Genomic DNA, 18149 nt, shown 5'->3' with positions numbered 1-18149 from the left:
TTCCGAGAATGCTCCAGGTGCGAATCTACCCGATTGGGGGAGAGCAAGTTGGGCAAAGGTCTGCGCGCGCTCAGGCGCCGTATCCTGACACCGAACGTCTCCGAGACATCGCTTGACGTGCGCGGCTTCCACAAGAAGAATCCGGAAGCCCAGGAACTGCTGGAAAATGTCGGGAAGATGTTCCTCACCGGATACGCACACGCCGTTGAGGCGCGCTCCGTGGTCGAGGCGGAGGAATGGCTCGAAGAGGTTCCGGCACCATTCCGCGGATTCGCATACGAGGGCGCCGGAATGGGCTACGCGATGCTCGACGGGCTTCCGTTCGGACATTCCCACCATGTCGCCGATTGTCTGGCGGGCCGGGGTGACGAGCACGTCTACATGGTGTACGTCGGCATCGGCTGGGCGATGGCGCGGTTGCCGAGGTTCCGCTGGCCCTCCGCCGACGACTTCGACCCGCTGCTGCGCGGGCTCATCCTGGACGGCTACGGATTCCACCAGGCCTACTTCCACACCGAGCGATACGTGTACCAGCAGTACCAGGACCCGGCGTTCCCGTGGCCGGGCGACGCCACCCGCGAGTACTCGCACCACGCGATCGACCAGGGGATCGGCAGGGCCATGTGGTTCGTCGGCGGGACCGACGCCGCACTCGTGGCGTCCATGATCGACAGGTTCCCCGAGTCCCGGCGGGCCGACCTGTACGCCGGGACCGGCCTGGCGGCGACCTACGCCGGTGGCGTCGAGCAAGAGGAACTGCACGTTCTGCGAGACCGCGCCGGTACCTGGCGTCCGCAGCTCGCGCAGGCCTCCGCCTTCGCCGCGGAGGCGCGGGTGCGGGCCGGGCTGCTGGTGCCGCACACGCCCGTAGCGACCGGCGTCCTCTGCGGCACCACGCCCGAGCTCGCCGCCGAACTCACGCGCAGGGTCCGCCCGGACGCGCCGGCCGCCGGCGGTGAGCCCGCCTACGAGGTCTGGCGACGACGCGTCGCCGGCGAGTTCGTCTCCATCGGAGGTGTCAACACATGACCACGACAGTTCGCTGGCTGCGCAAACAGCTCGCCGGACTCCTGGCGCTGGTGGTGATGGCGGCCCTGTTCGTCGCCAGCAGGCTCCCGGAGTCCTCCGCGGAGGAGGTCGACGAGCTGGCGGGCGGGTTCCGTTTCGCCCCGCTGTCGATCGCGATGCCCAGTGGTTTCCCCCAGCAGGAGATCCGCGAGGTCAATCAGGACTACACCGACATCGACGCGTGGATCTCCTCGGTGGGCGCGGGGATCGCGATGAACGACCTGGACGGTGACGGGCTGGCGAACGACCTGTGCGTGACCGATCCCCGGATCGACCAGGTTGTCGTGACACCGACGCCGGGTGCCCGATCGGACCGGTACGCACCCTTCGTGCTGGAGGCCGGTGCGCTGCCGATGAACGACGTGATGGCACCCATGGGGTGCGCTCCGGGTGACTTCAACGAGGACGGGTACATGGACCTCCTCGTCTACTACTGGGGACGCACGCCCATCGTCCACCTTGCCCGTCCCGGGGAGGTCCTCCTCGGCGCCGGCTCCTACCAGCCGGTGGAACTCGTGCCAGGGGACACCGGCCCGCGCTACAACGGTCCACAGTGGAACAGCAATGCCGTCGCGATCGACGATTTCGACGGCGACGGCCATCTCGACATCTACCTCGGCAACTACTTCCAGCACGGGCCCGTCCTCGATCCCTCGGTGTCCGGCGGGGTGTCGATGAACGACTCGCTGTCGAACGCCTCGAACGGCGGGGAGGACTACTTCTTCCGCTGGGCGGGAGCCTCCGGCGGAGCGTCGCCCTCGGTGAGTTTCGACCGGGTCGACGACGTCCTGCCGCAGGACCTCTCGAAGGGCTGGGTGCTCGGCGCCAGCGCCAACGATGTGGACGGTGATCACCTGCCGGAACTCTACCTCGCCCAGGACCACGGCCGGGATGCCATGCTGCACAACAGATCCACTCCGGGCACCATCGCGTTCGAGCCGCTGCAGGGCCCGTCCTCGCCACTGGTGCCGAAGTCGAAGCGGATCGGCGCGGACTCCTTCAAGGGCATGGCCGTGGACTGGGGCGACCTCGACCGTGACGGCCTCTACGACCTGTTCGTCAGCAACATCACCACCTCGTTCGGCATCGAGGAGAGCAACTACCAGTTCATGGCGACGCCGGGCAGCCGGTCGGAGATGCGCGCGCAGCTCCAGGCCGGTGAGGCACCGTGGGAGGACCGCAGCACCGACGAGGGCACGGCCTGGTCGGGCTGGGCCTGGGACGTCAAGATGGCCGACTTCGACAACAGCGGCCACCTGGCGATCGCCCAGACCAACGGTTTCGTCAAGGGCCAGCACAACAGGTGGCCGCAGCTCCAGGAACTCGCCACCTCGAACGACCTGGTCGTGCACGATCCCGCGTGGTGGCCCAATGTCCGGGCGGGTGACGACATCGCGGGCAATCAGCGACTGCACCTGTTCGCCCGCAAGCCGGACGGCGGTTACGTGAACGTCGCCGGGCAGCTCGGCCTCGACGTGCCGGTGCCGACGCGGGGCATCGCGACCGGCGACGCCGACGGGGACGGCAGGCTGGACCTGGCCGTGGCACGGCAGTGGGGCCAGCCGGCGTTCTACCAGAACCAGGCACCGGATCCGGGGGCGTTCATCGGACTGAAGCTGACCCACGAGGGCCCCCCCGGCACCCCCGGCTCGCCGGTGATCGGCGCGCAGGTCACGGTCACCACACCGGACGGCCGCACTCTGATCGAGCGCAGTGACGGCGGCGGCGGGCATTCCGGCAAACGCAGCAACGACGTCCACATCGGACTCGGCGACGTCACCGGACCGGTCACGGTCGGCGTGAAGTGGCGGGACCGGGCCGGCGTGGTGCACGAACAGGAACTTTCGCTGACCTCGGGCTGGCACTCGCTGCGGCTCGGCTCTCAGGCCAAGGAGAAGTGAGGACATGGCCGGGCAGACGACACAGGCAGGTCCCGTACGGCACGATCCGAAGGTGATCACGGCGCTGCGCCGGTTCGCCATCTCGATGACCGTGTTCAACATCCTCGGCTACACGGTTCTCGGCTTCGAGCAGCCGTGGCTCTGGCCCATCCTCGCGTTGGCGACCGGGTACGGGCTGGAAGTGGTGCTGGAGGTCGTCGGTGCGCGCACCGAGAAGCGGGCGCCCCGCTTCCGCGGCAACGGATTCCGCGGTCTCGCGGAGTTCCTGCTGCCCGCGCACATCACCAGTCTCGCGGTGAACATGCTGACATACCCGAACGACCAGATACTGGTGATGCTGTTCGGCATCGTGGTGGCGGTCGGCGCCAAGTGGGTGCTGCGGGCCCCGGTCCGCGGCCGCATGCGGCACTACATGAACCCGTCGAACTTCGGGATCGCGGTGATCCTGGTGCTGTTCCCCTGGGCCAGCATCGCGCCGCCCTACCACTTCAGCGAGAACGTCAGCGGGCCGATCGACTGGCTGATCCCGGCGGTCATCCTCGTGGCGGGCACGATGCTCAACGCGAAGCTCACCGGGCGGATGTGGCTGATCGCGGGCTGGCTCGGATTCTTCGTGATCCAGTCCGTGGTCCGCGGCTGGATCTTCGACACGGCGATCCTCGGCGCACTCGGCACGATGACGGGCATCGCGTTCGTGTTGTTCACCAACTACATGATCACCGACCCGGGGACGACGCCGTCCAAGCCGGCCTCGCAGTTCGCGTTCGGTGCCGGGGTGGCGATCGTCTACGGTGCGCTGACCGCCGCCGGTATCGCCTACGGGCTGTTCTTCGCGACCGCGCTGGTCTGCTTGGCACGCGGCGGTTTCCTGTGGTCACTGCACTTCGTCGACAAGACGCGGGTGAAGTGGGAGACGCAGCAGCGGGTGGAGGCGGCGACAGCCGGTCCGCCCGCCGCCGTGCCCTCGGTGACCGGACTGCCCTCGGCCGGCCGGGCGGAACCCGCCCCGGTCGCGGCGCGGTCGGCCGAGCCCCCGGGCGAGGTGGCGGCGTGACCGTCGTGGCGGGGCCCGCCGGTCGCACCCGGCGGGTGCCGCCCGGGCCCCCGCGCACCGCCACCTTCAGGCTGCTGCGGGAACTGTTCACCGACCGGCTCTCGCTGCTGTCCTCGGCGGCATCCCGGTACGGCGACGCCGCTCGGATCGCCATCGGCCCGAAGGCGCTCTATCTGTTCAACAGCCCGGAGGGCGCCAAGCACGTCCTGGCCGACAACAGTTCCAACTACCATAAGGGAATCGGCCTGGTCGAGGCGAAGAAGGTGATCGGCGACGGGCTGCTGACCAGCGAGGGCGAGCTGTGGCGAACCCAGCGGAAGCTGATCCAGCCCGCTTTCCAGCACAAGCGGATCGCCGCCCAGGCCGGGGTGGTGGCGGCGGAGGCGGGCCAGCTCGTCGATCGGCTGCGGAACCGGATCGGCGCGGGCCCGGTGGACATGACCCACGAGATGACCGGGCTCACGCTCGGCGTGCTCGGCCGCACCCTGCTCGACTCGGATCTCGGCGATCTCGGCGATCTCGGCTCGATCGGGCACGCCTTCGAGTCGGTGCAGGACCAGGCGATGTTCGAGGCGGTGACGCTGTCGCTGGTGCCGTCCTGGCTGCCATTGCCGATGCAGCGGCGATCCCGGAAGGCGAATGCCGAACTGCGGGACGTGGTGAACACGCTGGTCGCTCGGCGGGCGGAACGCGCCGGCGAGGACGTGGCCGGTGCCGATGTGCTCTCCCGGCTGATCGAGTCGACCCGGCGGGAGAGCGATCCCGCGGTCGGCGCCAAAAGGCTCCGGGACGAGCTGGTGACCCTGTTGCTGGCGGGCCACGAGACCACGGCCAGCACGCTGAGCTGGGCGCTGTACCTGGTGGGCCGGCATCCGGAGGTGGCGGCCCGGTTGCGCGAGGAGGCGGCGACCGTGCTCGGCGACCGCCCGCCGGAGTTCGCGGACCTGCGACGGCTGTCCTACACCGGCATGGTGGTGCAGGAAGTCATGCGGATGTACCCACCGGTGTGGTTGCTGCCCCGGATCGCGCTGGCCGAGGACGAGGTGGCCGGTTTCCACGTGCCCGCGGGTTCGGACGTGGTCGTCTGCCCGTACACGATGCACCGGCACCCGGACTTCTGGCACCGGCCGGAGTTGTTCGACCCGGACCGGTTCCACCCGGATCACACGGCCGATCGGCCGCGGTACGCCTACATTCCGTTCGGCGGCGGACCGAGATTCTGTGTGGGCAGCAATCTCGGCACCATGGAAGCGGTCTTCACGCTCGCGATGATCAGCCGCGAGCTGCGCCTTCGAGGGGCGGCGGGGCCTGCCGTCGCGGAGCCGATGCTGTCGCTGCGGGTACGGGGTGGCCTGCCGATGACGGTGCATCCGGCGCACTGACGGTCGCCGAAAACGGGTGGACGGGTCGAACGGGGTCGGGACGAGTCGATGGATCGGGGTGCGTCGCGTGGACGGCGAACGGGAAGCTGAACGGAAACGCTGCCGCCTGACGACGGGCCTGCAGCGGCTCGAACTCTGGGCGGCGACGGCGGACCAGGGTGAGCGCAACCGGGTGTACGACGTGTTGTTCGCCGTCGCCGACGGTTCGGTCTTCTGGCGGTACCGCGTGATGCGGGACGCGCACCGGCCGGGCGAGTTCTCCGTCGTGGTCCGCGACGACCTGATCGTCAAGGTGGATTTCCCGGCTCCGGCCTGTTTCGCGATCCTGTACGTCGGAACGCGCGGTAACGCCGAGGGCCTCGACGTCGATGTCGATGCTGCGTGACGAGATCGACATGAATGGCCGCGAGGCGTCGGCCATGTGGGTGCCGTCGCTTGAGATTTGCAATTTCGCTGTGTCAGTCTCGCTGCACTGAGACGAAATGTGTGCCGTTCCGCCATTCCACGTCAGTTCACGCGCCGTGCAAGGGAGACAACTCATGTCGTCGATGGACATTCCGGGTCTGGATGTTTCCACCAGGGTCCGTGCCAAGGACATCCAGATGGGCGCCGTCGCTGACGTGCGCCGGCGGGTCCTGATGGTCTCCGGAGCCATCGACGCCGTCGACCACGACGTCTCGATCAGCCTGCACCTGCCCGAGCCCGGACGCTGGCAGGTGATCAAGTCCGAGACCAACCTCACCGACCAGACCTGGGTCGCCATGCAGGTCACGGCCGATGAGGACACCCATTTCGTGGACGACGGCGACGCGATGATCCTGTCCCGCCAGTTCGCCAAGACGTTCATCACCCCGGACCAGCGGCGGCTCACCTTCTACGAGGGGGAGGTCCGGCCGGGCGAGGCCGTGCTGAAGGTGTTCGAACTGGAGACCACCGCCCGTCGCCCGGCGTACATGCACGCCAGGTACAGCCCGCTGCCGGCGGACAGCGCGGAGACCTCGGCCGGGAAACTGGATCGGTTGGTCACTGACGGAATGCCGCAGCGACCCGTTCTGGAAACGATTGTCCCGGTCACCATAATCGGGTGAACGGCTCAATTGTTTACCGCTGAACGGAGCAGTTGAACGCTTCGTCCGGCATTGCCGTCGTGCGAGGAGAACGGTATGACCACATTCGTTCCGGAACCCCGTCTGCTGTGGTCGGAGCGGGGCCGCGACTGGCCGCACCGGTATCTGCCCGCGCGGCCCGCGCGGACCGAAGGGCTCCCGTCATCGGCCGATGTGGTCGTAGTGGGTGCCGGGCCCGCCGGGCTCGCGGTCGCCTCGGCCCTGTGGCATCTCGATGTGCGCGACGTCGTGCTGGTCGACCGCACCGGCGGCGTGTGCCGCCGCTTCCTCGACCGCGTCGACACGCTGGCGCAGCGGGTGCTGCGCTCGCCGTACGAACATCACCCCGGGGTCGAGGGGTACCGCGACTGCGAGCTGCTGGATTTCGCGCGCCTGCAATGGTCCTGGCTGTCGGCGACCGAGCGCACGCAGATCCGGATGGCGCAGGCCGGGCACCGTTCGGTCGTTCCGGTCGACGTGTTCGAGGCGTACTGCCGGCATGTGGCCTCGCTGCACGGGGTGCGGGAACGGACCTGGCGGGGCGAGGTGCTCGAACTGCGGCGGGAGAACGGCGGCGTCGCCGTGCGCACCCGCGCGGGTGGCATCCGTGCCCGCACCGTCGTGCTCTGCCAGGGCGAAGAACGCCGCCTGGTGCCGGAGCAATGGTGCGGCGGCGGGCCGTTGCCCCCGGCTTTCGGTTACTGGGACGCCCCGGTACCGGGCGGCGCGCGCTCGGTGGTGGTGGTCGGAGCCGGACTGACCGCGGCACACGTGATCGGCCGCTCGCTCGCCGAGGGCCGCCGGGTGGACTGGGTGATGCGGGAGCAGGCCGAACGCTTCCAGTGTTCCGACGTCAACGCCTCGTTCTTCCGCGCCGAGGGCAGGGCCCGCTTCGACGGTGGCGTGCCATGGCCGGACCGGCTCTCCCTGATGGGGCGGCAGCGCAGGGCGTCGGTGATGTTCGAGTTCCGTCCACTGCTGGAGGAGGCGGAACGTGCGGGCAGGCTGCGGGTGCACCGCGGCCGCGCCGTCGAATCCCTGGCCGGCCCCGGCGGCGCCGCCGAGGTGGCGCTGGCGGGTGGTGCGCGGGTGCGCGGCGACTACGCGGTGCTGGCGCTGGGCACCGTGCCCTCGATCGGCGAACGCCTGCTGTCCGGTGAGATCGTCGGCACCCGGGACGGCTGGCCGGACCTCGACGAGCGGACGCTGGCCTACCGGCGTGCCCCGGAGGTGTTCGCCGTCGGTGCCGCCGCCTGCATGGTGCTCGGGCCCGCCGCCCGCAACATCGACGGCCACCGGGTCGCGACGGCGCGCGTCGCCGCCACCATCGCCGCCCGCCTCAGCGCCGGGACCGGTACCGCGGCCATCACCCGAGGCGAGGTGGAAGCCCTTGTCTAGCAACACCTTCCCGTTCTCCCTGCCCGGTGTGGACGATCCGGCCGAGGTGGAGACCGGGGTGATCCTGATGGGACTGGACCGCGAGCGGCTGCTCGCCGGACTCGGCGTGGCCTCGCTCGCCGAGGATCCCGCACTGGTGGCGCTCGCCGTGGACCACCTTCGGCACGGCGCCGCCGTCGACGCCCCGATGACGGCCGTCGTCGCGGCGGGCATCCGCTGCTGGCGGGCGTCCAGGGCGGCACTGACCGTGGCGGAGCCGCGCGGACAGGCGGTGTCGGCCGCTCCACGGCAGGCGTGGACCCGGGTGCTCGGACTCACCGGCAGCGCCTGCCCGGACCGTGGGCCGGCGGTTCGTTCCTACCTGGCGGCCTGCTGGTTGCGACGTGACGAAGTGGACCGACTCGTGGAGGACGACCGTGCCGTACCTGAAGTCACTGCCTGACGATGCCGTGCTGTTGCAGGTGTTCCGCGCGTACCCGGAGACCTCGCGGCCACTGCTGGACTACCACGAGCTGGTGATGCGGGGGACCTCACCGTTGACCGTGGCCGAACGGGAGCTCATCGCCGCGTACGTGTCCGGGCTGAACTCCTGCGACTACTGCCACGGCGTGCACACCGCCACCGCCGAGGCCTGCGGGGTGGCGGTGGGCGCCGTGCCCGCCGCCGTGGCCGATCTGGACGCGGCACCGGTGGCGGAGAAACTGAAGCCGATCCTGCGCTACGTCGGCACCCTCACCCGCAGCCCCTCCCGGATCGGCCCGGCCGACGCCGAGGCCGTCTACGCCGCGGGCTGGGAGGAGAAGGCCCTGCACGACGCCGTCCTCGTCTGCGCGCTGTTCAACTTCATGAACAGGATGGTGGAAGGCCTCGGAATCAGCGCCGGCCCCGACTATTTCGCCACCTCCGGTACCCGCCTGCGCGACATCGGTTACGCGGGTCTGGCCGGCCTGCTCGGCGACCCGGTGGCCGGCAGCCGAGAAGACGCCGGTACGGGCGCGCCGGTGGTCCCCTTGAGGTGATCTCCGCTGGGGACGGGGTCGCCGCCTTTCGACGAGGAGGAACGCCTGTGCAACCGGGAAACGCGGACGAGGAACACGTCAGGACGATGACGCTGGAGGCCTTCGCGGACACCATCGTCCCTGGAGAGAAGCGTTCGGCCGGCGATCACGCGATCGCCGGTGCCTCGGCGGGTGCGGGTGCGGTGGCCGCGGGCGCGCTGGAGCTCCTGCACACTCCGGCGACCGGAGTGACCGCGGGACTGGAATTCCTGGTGCCCATGCTGAACGGGCACGCCGAGAACCGCGCCCGGACGGAGGGGATCGAACTCGACGCCGCACTGCCCGCGTTCGTCGCCCTGCCGTTCGGGCACCGCACCCAACTGGTGCGCGAACTGACGGCACCCGGGCACCCGGAGAAGGACGGCTGGGTGGCACTGGCCCTGTTCTGCAACATGGCCTTCGACAGCGCCGCCCACCTGCACACCGCGCAGGCGATGGCCGAGGGACACCCCGGCCTGCTGGCCATGGGTTTCTACCCGCCGGACGCCGACGGCCTCTGGCGATTCCCGCACTACTCCTACCGGCGCAAGCTCGCCGACGTCCACCCGGACACGACACCCTCGGGGAGCCCGGCATGAGCACCGAGAAAACGGACGTCGTCATCGTCGGCAGCGGCTTCGGTGGCGCCATCGCCGCCTACCACCTCGCCGCGGGCGGGGCCAAGGTCGTCGTGCTGGAACGCGGCCCGTGGTTGCAGAGCAACGAGTTCGAGCACGACTTCCTGCTCGGCTCCTCCTACACCCGGGCGTTCGACTTCGTCGTCGGTGACGGCATGAGCGTGCTCGGTGGCAACTGCGTCGGCGGTGGCAGCGTCGTCTACTTCGCCGCCATGCCCCGGGCGCCGCGGTTCGTCTTCGAGCGCCACGGCAGCATCGGCAGGCGGATGTGGCCGGCCTCGATCGACCGGTCGAGCCTGGATCCCTGGTATGACAAGGTCGCCGAGGCCCTGCCGGTGTCCCAGCAGGACTGGAACGACGTCTCGTACTCGGGTGGACTGTGGGCTGCGGCGTGCCACCACGCCGGGCGCACGGCGAACCCGGCACCGGTGGCAATCGACAACGGCAAGTGCACCAACTGCAACTGGATGATGGGCGGGTGCCGGTTCGACGCGAAACGCTCCCTGCTGACCAACTACCTGCCCGCCGCACTCGCGCACGGCGCGCGAATCCGCCCGCTGCACGAGGTTCAGCAGTTGTCCCGCACCGAGGACGGTGGTTACCGGGTGAGCTACAACGTGGTCGACGAGGAGGACTACCGCGAGCACACCGGCCGCGGGGTCATCGAGGCGAAGATCGTGGTCCTCGCCGCGGGCGCGGGCGCGACGCCGGTGATCCTGCAGCGCTCGGAGGCCACGCTGGGCGCGATGCCGCACGCCGTCGGCCGGTACTTCTCCGGCAACGGTGAACGGCTGAACACCGCCGTGCTCGACGAGGACAAGGTCCGCGAGGTGCTCGGTCTCAGCCGGGAGGACGGGATCCCCTACGAGGCCAACCAGATCGGCAAGGGCCCGACGGTGGCGAACTGGGACAAACTCGATGGTTCGCTGCCCGAGTACTCCCGCTACTCCCTGGAACAGCTCTACTTCCCGCCGGGACTCGGCACCATCCTGGCGCAGGTTCCGGGCGGAGCCGACCCGACCTGGTTCGGCGCGGAGAAGAAGGAACTGCTGAAGCGGTGGCGTTCCTGGCTGACGATCTTCCTGATGACCGAGGACGACAACGAAGGCGTCTTCGGCCCGCCGCCACCCACCGGCAACGCCTTCCGCATCTCCCAGCAGATGCTCGGCCGGGGACCGCTGTCCTACGAGCCGACGGCGAACACGAAGCACGGCTGGGCACTGGCCGACGCCGACGTGAAGGACATCATGGAACGCGACGGCCTGGCCAAGGTCGCCCCGTGGACCAACGACGTCGTCGGGGCGTACACGGTGCACCCGCTGGCCTCCTGCCGGATCGGGGACGATCCGGCGACCTCGGCGCTCGGTGACAACCACGAGTTGCGCGACCACCCCGGCATCTTCGTCACCGACGGCTCGTCCGTCCCGGGCGCGTTGACGGTGAACCCGGCGATGACCATCGCCGCGCTCGCCGAGCGCGCCGTTCCCGGAATCGTCAAGGCCGCGCGGGAGCGTGGCGTCGACGTCTCATACGGTGCGCCGTCACCCGACGGCGCGACGAGTGGCAGGCGGGCCACCCTGAGGTTGGTGCCCAGCCTGTCGGCAGGGGAGTAGCGAATGGACACGTCAGCCCGGACCGGTGGGTGGCGCGCCGTCAGCGAGGCACTCAACACGCGCTGGCACAAGGCGGCGCTGATGGCCTACGCGATCGTCGTACTGGCCCACTGGGCGGAACATCTCGCCCAGGCCGCGCAGATCTACCTGCTCGGCTGGCCCGCACCGAAGGCCAACGGGGCGCTCGGGATGGCGTTCCCGTGGCTGGTCACCTCGGAGTGGATGCACTACGGCTACGCGATCGGGATGATGGTGGCGTTCATCGTGCTGCGGCACGGTTTCGTCGGCCGCTCCCGCCCGTGGTGGCGCGCCGCGATGTGGATCCAGGTATGGCACCACTTCGAGCACCTGCTGTTGCTGCTGCAGGCGCTCACCGGTGCGCACCTGCTGGGCGGAGCCAAACCCACGAGCATCGCGCAGCTCGTCATCCCGAGGGTCGAGCTGCATCTGTTCTACAACACGATCGTCTTCATCCCGATGGTCGTCGCGATGGTGTACCACCTGCGGCCGAAACCGGAGGACGTGGCGCTGATGCGGTGCACCTGCGGCACCGGGGCCGCGCGCCGGGCCGAGGCCGCACCGGTATGACGGCGGCGCAGGCGGCCGGTGGCCCGCACGACCACCTGGTCACGTTCTCGGTGACCACCGGTTCGCTCTGGTTGCGTGTCCTGCTCGTCGCCGGGCTGCTGCTGGTCGCGGCATTCGCTCTGCTGCGGCCCTTCCTCACCGAGCAGCCACGTCTCGCCGTGGAGCTGGTCACCTGGGCGGCGGCCGGGGCGGGACTGCTCGGCCTGCTGCTCACCGAGGGCATCGACCTGCCGCAACAGGTCGCCCTGCTGCTGCTGATCGCGCTGGCGGTGCCGGTGACGGTGACGCGAGCACGGCAGCCCCGGCTGCTGGCCGTTACCCGGCACGTGCGCGGTGTCGCGCCGTGGGTGCTGGCCCTCGCCCTCGTGGCGTCCGGAGTGGAGTTCGGGCGCGCCTGGCTGGGCGGCACGGACGCCGCCCCGGTGTTGTTGCACACCGGGCTGGTGATCGCGCTGGTGGGACTGTCCTGGTTCACGATCTGCCGGCCACGTACGCGCCTGGCGACGATCTCGGTGCAGACCCTGGTCTGGGTACTGGCCACCGCGGTCGTCGCCGGTACCGCGCACGTCGCCGTTCTCTCCTCCGCCGGGTGAGGCCCGGGCGGGGGCCGACCGACCGAGAGGTGTGCGATGACCCCCGTTCCCGTCCGGCTCGCCCTGCGGACCACCTTGTCCGGCATCCGTCACGTCCGGGCCGTCCGGCCCACGGCCGCGACCGGCCTCGTCCGCGAGGTCTACCGGCAGGCGGAGCGTGACTTCGGCATGCTCGCTCCGCCGATCGCACTGCACTCCCCGGCCCCGGAGACACTCGCCGCGAGCTGGGTGCTGCTGCGCGAGACGCTCGTGGCGCGGGGATCGGCGAGCCGGGCGGCGAAGGAGGCGGTGGCCGCGGCGGTCTCACTGGGTAACTCCTGTCCGTACTGCGTGGAAGTGCACACGGCCATGCTCGGCGGCCTCACCGGACGCGCCGACGCCGCCGCTGCCGCCGAGGGCACGACCGCCGCCGTTCGCGACCCGGAGCTTCGGGCGGTGACGGCCTGGGCGCGCGGAACCGGCGCCCTGCCGGGCCTGTCCGCGGGCACGGTGGCCGAACTTGCCGGCGTCGCCGCGACGTTCGACTACCTGAACCGGATGGTGAACGTCTTCCTCGGCGACTCCCCATTGCCACCGGGACTTCCCGCACCGGCGCGGAGAATCGCCGGCGGGATGCTGGGCAGGGTCCTGCGGCCCTCCGGTGCGGGGCCCGCTCGCGGCGCCTCGCTGTCCCTGCTGCCGTCCGCGCCACCGGGACCGTCCTGGGCGGGAGCCGAGGAGGTGGTCGCCGAGGCGTTCGCCCGGGCGGGTGCCGCGCTGGACACCGCGGGTCGCCGGGCATTGCCGGAGGCGGTACGTGCCACCGTGCTTGGCGCGCTGGCGAACTGGGACGGCCGCCCACCGGGACTGAGCCGAGCCTGGGTGGACCCACTGGTGTCCGGGCTCTCCGGAGCCGATCGCCCGGCGGCCCGGCTGGCACTGCTCACGGCGATCGCCTCCTACCAGGTCGACGACGGAGTCGTCGGCGCGTTCCGGAGCGGGCAACCCGCCGACCGGGCACTGGTGGAATGCGTCTCGTGGGCGGCGATGGCCGCGGCCCTGCGAACGGGCGAACTGCGCGCGGGCGCTTCCGGCACGGTCGCCACGCAGCCACCGGGCACCGCGCCCCGGCCGTGAACCGGAGACTCCGGAATCGCGCGGATGTGCACGCGGGAAGAAGACCCACGCCCCTCGCCCGGCGCAGAATGGTGTTCGTCGGATCGGCACCGCTGAGTCGAAGCAAGTCCGAGACGCACTGACGGCGAACGGCACGGCTTTCACGTCACGCGATCGATCTGCCGCCCCGATGACCGCCGTGCCCCGGCTCCGCGCCGTGGCACGGCGGTCATCGATCCACCGTCCGGCACGCCGGTGGCCCGGAGCTGCCGCACGTACCGCCGCCTCGCCCGCATCGGTCCGCCCAACCGCTGAGAGGACGCCACGCATGAGCAGCCCACAGGACGTGATCGATGCTCTGAGCACCGACGCTCACGAGGTCGACCGGCTCGTCGCCGAACTCGGCGAGTCCGAATGGGACACTCCGACACCCGCGCCGGGATGGACGGTGAAGGACCAGATCGGGCACCTCGCGTTCATCTTCCGGATCGCCGGGATGGCGGCGGGAGAGCCGAAGGCGTTCACGGCGATGACCGCCGGAATCGACGGGGGCGGCGCGTTCGACGCCGCCGTCAACGCCGCACTGGCCGACTACGTCGGGGATCCGGCCGAGGTCCTGCTCGCCCGCTGGCGCGCCGAGCGCGACACCGGCATCAAGCAGCTCGCCGCCGTCCCCGCCGACCAGGTGGTGCCCTGGCTGGTGAATCCGCTGCCGCCGTCGGTACTGGCCTGCGCGGGGATGATGGAGCTGTTCGCGCACGGTCAGGACATCGCCGACGCCCTCGGGGTCGTACGCACACACACCGACCGGATCGCCTACCTGGTCGAGTTCGCCGTGCGCACGAAGGACTTCGGTTACCAGGCAAGGAATCTGACCCCACCGGACGAGGAGTTCCGGTTCGAGCTGGTCAGCCCGTCCGGCCGGATCCTGACGTCGGGCCCGGAGGATGCCGGGCAGCGGATCACCGGCTCGGCCGCCGACTTCTGCCTGCTGGCGACCAGGCGCAGGCATCGCGACGACCTCGACCTCGGCGCGGTCGGGGCCGAGGCGGACCGCTGGCTCGACATCGCCCAGGCATACCGCGGCCCGGCCGGGGCGGGCCGCCGCCCCGGTCAGTTCCGGGTGCGCTGACAGTTCCGGGTGCGCTGAGTTTCGCGTCGCCGTCGGCGCAAGCGGGAAGACGCGCCACCGGGACCGGCGATGGAACCGTTGACCCGAACGCCGACACGGCCACCGTCGCCGGCCGGGTCCTTCACAACGCGTCGGTACCGCCATGACGGGTATCGCACCAACCGCGTGACGCGCGGCGTCGCGGTCGAGGTCGTCTCTAGGAGGAAATTGTGTCCACGACTGAGGTTCCGACCCGGGAGGAACTGGTCCGGCGTGCGTCCGAACTGGTTCCCCTGTTGCGCAGACACGCGAACTGGGCGGACGAGAACAGGCGGCTGCACGAGGAGTCCGTGGAGGCACTGGCCGACGCCGGTATCTTCCGGATGCGGATACCGCGCCGGTACGGCGGCTTCGAGTGCGACACCCGCACGCTGATGGATGTCGCCACCGAACTCGGCCGCGCCGACGGCTCGACCTCCTGGGTCGCCTCGGTGACGTGGATCCCGACGTGGATGGCCTGCATGTTCCCGGACGAGGTGCAGGACGAGGTCTTCGCGACGCCGGACGTGCGCCTGTGCGGGACGCTGAGCCCCAGCGCGATGGCAGCCCCCGTCGACGGCGGCGTGATCGTCAACGGCAAGTGGGGCTTCATCAGCGGCGCGCAGCACAGCCACTGGCAGGAGATCATCGCGATCCTCGCCGGTCCCGACTCCGAGCCGTATCCGATCATGGCCCTGGTCCCGATGTCGGACCTGCTGATCGTGGATGACTGGAACACCTCCGGACTGCGCGGAACCGGCAGCGTCAGCACCGTCGCGAAGGACCTCTTCGTTCCCACGGAACGAATACTGGCATTGCCCTCGGTGCTGCAGGGCGAGGCCGCCTCCAGCACGAACGCCGGATCACCGATCTACCGTGCGCCGCTGCTGCCGGTCGCGTCCGCCTCCTCGGTCGGCACCGTGCTCGGGCTGGGCCGGCACGCCCAGGAGGTGTTCTTCGAACGGCTCCCGGACCGCAAGATCACCTACACCGCCTACGAGAGCCAGCGGGAGGCGCCGCTGACGCACCTGCAGGCCGCCGACGCCGTGACGAAACTGGACCAGGCCGAGTTCCACGCACACCGGCTCGCAGCGCAGGTCGACGGCAAGGGCGTGGACGCCTCGCCCTGGAAACTCGAGGAACGCGCGCGGGCAAGGGCCGACCTCGGCTCCGTGGTGCGGCTGACCCGGGAGGCGGTGGACATCTTCGCCTCGGCCAGCGGCGGCTCCTCCGTCTACCGCGCGGTGCCGATGCAGCGGATCGCCCACGACGTGCACGCGGTCAACCTGCACGCGCTGATGAACCCGAACACCAACGCCGAGCTGTACGGCCGCGTGCTGTGCGGGCTCGAACCGAACACGCTCTACATCTGACCGCCGGACACCGCCGCAGGCAACGAGAAAGGCGTACGCGATGACGACCAGCACCCGACCGGACGGCACCCGGACCGGCCCCACCGAGGCGGACCAGGTGGCCGTCGCCGCCCTGACCCAGAAGGTGGTCGCGGCGTGGGCGTACCACGACGCGGAGGCCTTCGCCGGTGTCTTCGTCGACGAGGGAACCATGATCCTGCCCGGCGTCTACCGCAAGGGACGTGAGGAGATCCGCGCCTTCATGGCCGAGGCCTTCGCCACCACCTACAAGGGCACCCAGGTGACCGGCAAGCCCATCGACTTCCGTTTCCTCGCCGACGACGTGGCACTGCTGCTGACCCTGGGCGGAGTGCTGGGCGCGGACGAATCCGAGATCACCACCGGCAGCGCCATCCGCGCCTCCTGGCTCGCCGTGCGGCGCGAGGGTGAATGGAAGCTGGCGGCGTACCAGAACAGCCCTCGGGACTGACCGGAACCGGTACGCGCCGGGCGCGGTACGACGCGTCCGGCGCGACCCCACGAGGACCGCGCACGGCCCGGACACGGCGGCGTTTGCGCACACACAGCCCGGACCCAGGTTGCCCGGGCCGAGACATGGGAGGCGTCCGCGATGGGCGAATACACGGGAGACCGCGCGGCGGTGCTCGGCGCAGGCATGGCCGGGCTGCTCGCCGCCCGCGTGCTCTCCGAGTCGTATCGGCGCGTGCTCGTCATCGACCGCGACGAGGTGCTCGGCGTACGGGGACCACGCCGCGGCGTGCCGCACGCCCGGCACGCGCACGCGCTCCTCGCCAGGGGCCAGCAGATCCTGGAGGAGCTTTTTCCAGGCCTGGAAAGGGAACTGGGCGAGGCCGGCATCCCGGCAGGCGATCTGGCGGGCAACCTGCGCTGGTACTTCGGCGGGGAGAAGCTGGCCCAGGAGACGTCCGGTCTGGTGAGCGTCTCGGCGACCCGCCCGGTGCTGGAGGCGCACGTCCGTGCTCGCGTCGCCCGTCTGTCCACTGTGGAGTTCCGGGAACGGTGTGGTATCCGCGGATTGCAGGCCGATCCCGGACGGGAGCGGGTCATCGGTGTACGGGTCATCGACGAGGCGGAGGACAGCGTCGAGGAGTTCGTCGCCGCGGACCTCGTCGTGGACGCCACCGGCCGCGGTTCCCGCACCCCGGCGTGGCTGGAGGAACTCGGCTACCAGCGACCCAGGGAGGACAGGGTCAAGGTCGACCTCGCGTACACCACCCGGCACTACCGGCTCCGCGACGACCCGTACGGCACCGACCTCTCCATCAACCCCGTCGCCTCCCCGGACAACCCGCGCGGCGCGTTCTTCCCGAAACTCGGGGACGGCACGTCGATGTTGTCGCTCACCGGGATGCTCGGCGACCACCCGCCGGCCGACGACGAGGGCTTCCTCGAGTTCGTGAAGTCACTCGCGGCCCCGGAGATCTACCAGGCGGTGCGCGAGGCCGAACCGGTCGACACCCCGGTGACCTTCCGCGTCCCGGCCAGTGTCCGGCGCCGGTACGAGCGGTTGCGCCGCTTCCCCCGCGGACTGCTCGTGATCGGTGACGGGGTGTGCAGTTTCAACCCCGTGTACGGACAGGGGATGACCGTCGCCGCGATGGAGGCGATGGCACTGCGCGAGCACCTGAGCGAGGGCGGGCCCGACGCGCGCCGCTTCTTCCGGCGGATCGCACCGATCGTCGACGTGCCCTGGGAGACCTCGGTGAGCGCGGACCTGGCGTTCCCGGGCGTCGAGGGCCGCCGCACGCTGAAGGTCAGGATCGGCAACGCCTACGTCTCCCGCCTGCATGCCGCCGCCCGGAGCGATGCGCGGTTCGCGACGGCGTTCTTCCGCGTCGCCGGGCTCGTCGATCCGCCCCAGGCACTCATGCGGCCTCGGCTGATGCTCGACGTGCTGCGTGGTTCCCGGCGCCGGGTGCCCGTCGTCCCGGCCCGGCCGGCGGCACCACCCGCCGAGGTCGAGGCGCCCGTCCGGCGCGCCGCCTGAACCGCCGGGCGGCCCGGCGCGCGCGTTCTCCCGGGCCGTCCGAGCACCGCACGTTGAGAGATGTCGATCCGGTATCCGGCCCAGCACACTGAGCGTATGGCCCAACGGGCCCACCCCCGGCCGGACCCGCCGCATCGGGCCGCAG

18 protein-coding genes are annotated in these 18149 nt (G+C 70.5%); all 18 read left to right on the top strand.

Annotated features, from left to right (window positions below):
• Nucleotides 1-48: 48 nt before the first annotated feature.
• The gene (locus tag CFN78_RS17425) at nucleotides 49-1029 is read left to right on the top strand and encodes a DUF1702 family protein (RefSeq protein WP_094863883.1); all 981 of its coding nucleotides are present in this window, start codon (nucleotides 49-51) and stop codon (nucleotides 1027-1029) included.
• A complete protein-coding gene (locus CFN78_RS17420; RefSeq protein WP_094863882.1) occupies nucleotides 1026-2969 on the top strand; it encodes a CRTAC1 family protein in 1944 nt (647 codons plus the stop codon). Before CFN78_RS17425 ends, CFN78_RS17420 begins: the two co-directional genes overlap by 4 nt.
• Before the next feature lie 4 nt (nucleotides 2970-2973).
• Entirely contained in the window at nucleotides 2974-4023 is a 1050-nt protein-coding gene (locus CFN78_RS17415) for an enediyne biosynthesis protein (RefSeq protein ID WP_094863881.1), read from the top strand.
• Entirely contained in the window at nucleotides 4020-5405 is a 1386-nt protein-coding gene (locus CFN78_RS17410; RefSeq protein WP_094863880.1) for a cytochrome P450, read from the top strand. The genes CFN78_RS17415 and CFN78_RS17410 overlap by 4 nt, the downstream gene beginning before the upstream one ends.
• A 67-nt stretch (nucleotides 5406-5472) precedes the next feature.
• Complete coding sequence (locus CFN78_RS17405) at nucleotides 5473-5790, top strand: DUF6235 family protein (protein WP_094863879.1); 318 nt, start codon at nucleotides 5473-5475, stop codon at nucleotides 5788-5790.
• A gap of 217 nt (nucleotides 5791-6007) precedes the next feature.
• Nucleotides 6008-6493 (top strand): DUF6423 family protein, encoded by a 486-nt coding sequence (locus CFN78_RS17400; RefSeq protein WP_094863994.1) that lies wholly within the window; start codon nucleotides 6008-6010, stop codon nucleotides 6491-6493.
• Between the two features lie 75 nt (nucleotides 6494-6568).
• The gene (locus CFN78_RS17395) at nucleotides 6569-7909 is read left to right on the top strand and encodes an FAD/NAD(P)-binding protein (RefSeq protein ID WP_094863878.1); all 1341 of its coding nucleotides are present in this window, start codon (nucleotides 6569-6571) and stop codon (nucleotides 7907-7909) included.
• Complete coding sequence (locus CFN78_RS28750) at nucleotides 7902-8351, top strand: DUF6187 family protein (RefSeq protein WP_133116374.1); 450 nt, start codon at nucleotides 7902-7904, stop codon at nucleotides 8349-8351. Before CFN78_RS17395 ends, CFN78_RS28750 begins: the two co-directional genes overlap by 8 nt.
• Nucleotides 8326-8928 (top strand): carboxymuconolactone decarboxylase family protein, encoded by a 603-nt coding sequence (locus CFN78_RS17385; protein ID WP_094863993.1) that lies wholly within the window; start codon nucleotides 8326-8328, stop codon nucleotides 8926-8928. The genes CFN78_RS28750 and CFN78_RS17385 overlap by 26 nt, the downstream gene beginning before the upstream one ends.
• 86 nt (nucleotides 8929-9014) lie before the next feature.
• Entirely contained in the window at nucleotides 9015-9545 is a 531-nt protein-coding gene (locus tag CFN78_RS17380; protein ID WP_094863992.1) for a DUF5987 family protein, read from the top strand.
• Nucleotides 9542-11197 carry an FAD-dependent oxidoreductase gene (locus CFN78_RS17375; RefSeq protein WP_094863876.1) on the top strand — a complete coding sequence of 552 codons (1656 nt, stop codon included), beginning with the start codon at nucleotides 9542-9544 and terminating at the stop codon, nucleotides 11195-11197. The genes CFN78_RS17380 and CFN78_RS17375 overlap by 4 nt, the downstream gene beginning before the upstream one ends.
• A 3-nt stretch (nucleotides 11198-11200) precedes the next feature.
• The gene (locus CFN78_RS17370) at nucleotides 11201-11785 is read left to right on the top strand and encodes a hypothetical protein (protein ID WP_094863875.1); all 585 of its coding nucleotides are present in this window, start codon (nucleotides 11201-11203) and stop codon (nucleotides 11783-11785) included.
• Nucleotides 11782-12378, top strand: coding sequence for a DUF6239 family natural product biosynthesis protein (locus CFN78_RS17365; RefSeq protein WP_133116373.1), 597 nt, complete (start codon nucleotides 11782-11784; stop codon nucleotides 12376-12378). Before CFN78_RS17370 ends, CFN78_RS17365 begins: the two co-directional genes overlap by 4 nt.
• Before the next feature lie 36 nt (nucleotides 12379-12414).
• Nucleotides 12415-13494, top strand: a complete 1080-nt coding sequence (locus tag CFN78_RS17360; protein ID WP_094863873.1) for a carboxymuconolactone decarboxylase family protein — start codon at nucleotides 12415-12417, stop codon at nucleotides 13492-13494.
• Between the two features lie 307 nt (nucleotides 13495-13801).
• Nucleotides 13802-14605: a TIGR03084 family metal-binding protein gene (locus CFN78_RS17355; RefSeq protein WP_094863872.1), complete on the top strand. Its 804-nt coding sequence runs from the start codon at nucleotides 13802-13804 to the stop codon at nucleotides 14603-14605.
• A 209-nt stretch (nucleotides 14606-14814) separates the two neighbouring features.
• Nucleotides 14815-15996, top strand: a complete 1182-nt coding sequence (locus CFN78_RS17350; RefSeq protein ID WP_094863871.1) for an acyl-CoA dehydrogenase family protein — start codon at nucleotides 14815-14817, stop codon at nucleotides 15994-15996.
• Nucleotides 15997-16036: 40 nt separating this feature from the next.
• Nucleotides 16037-16465 (top strand): SgcJ/EcaC family oxidoreductase, encoded by a 429-nt coding sequence (locus tag CFN78_RS17345; protein ID WP_094863870.1) that lies wholly within the window; start codon nucleotides 16037-16039, stop codon nucleotides 16463-16465.
• Between the two features lie 141 nt (nucleotides 16466-16606).
• Entirely contained in the window at nucleotides 16607-18004 is a 1398-nt protein-coding gene (locus tag CFN78_RS17340) for an NAD(P)/FAD-dependent oxidoreductase (RefSeq protein WP_094863869.1), read from the top strand.
• Nucleotides 18005-18149: the final 145 nt, after the last annotated feature.

The sequence above is a fragment of the Amycolatopsis antarctica genome (assembly GCF_002262875.1).
Classification (GTDB): domain Bacteria; phylum Actinomycetota; class Actinomycetes; order Mycobacteriales; family Pseudonocardiaceae; genus Amycolatopsis; species Amycolatopsis antarctica.
This window is presented reverse-complemented; position numbering and strand designations above follow the sequence as displayed.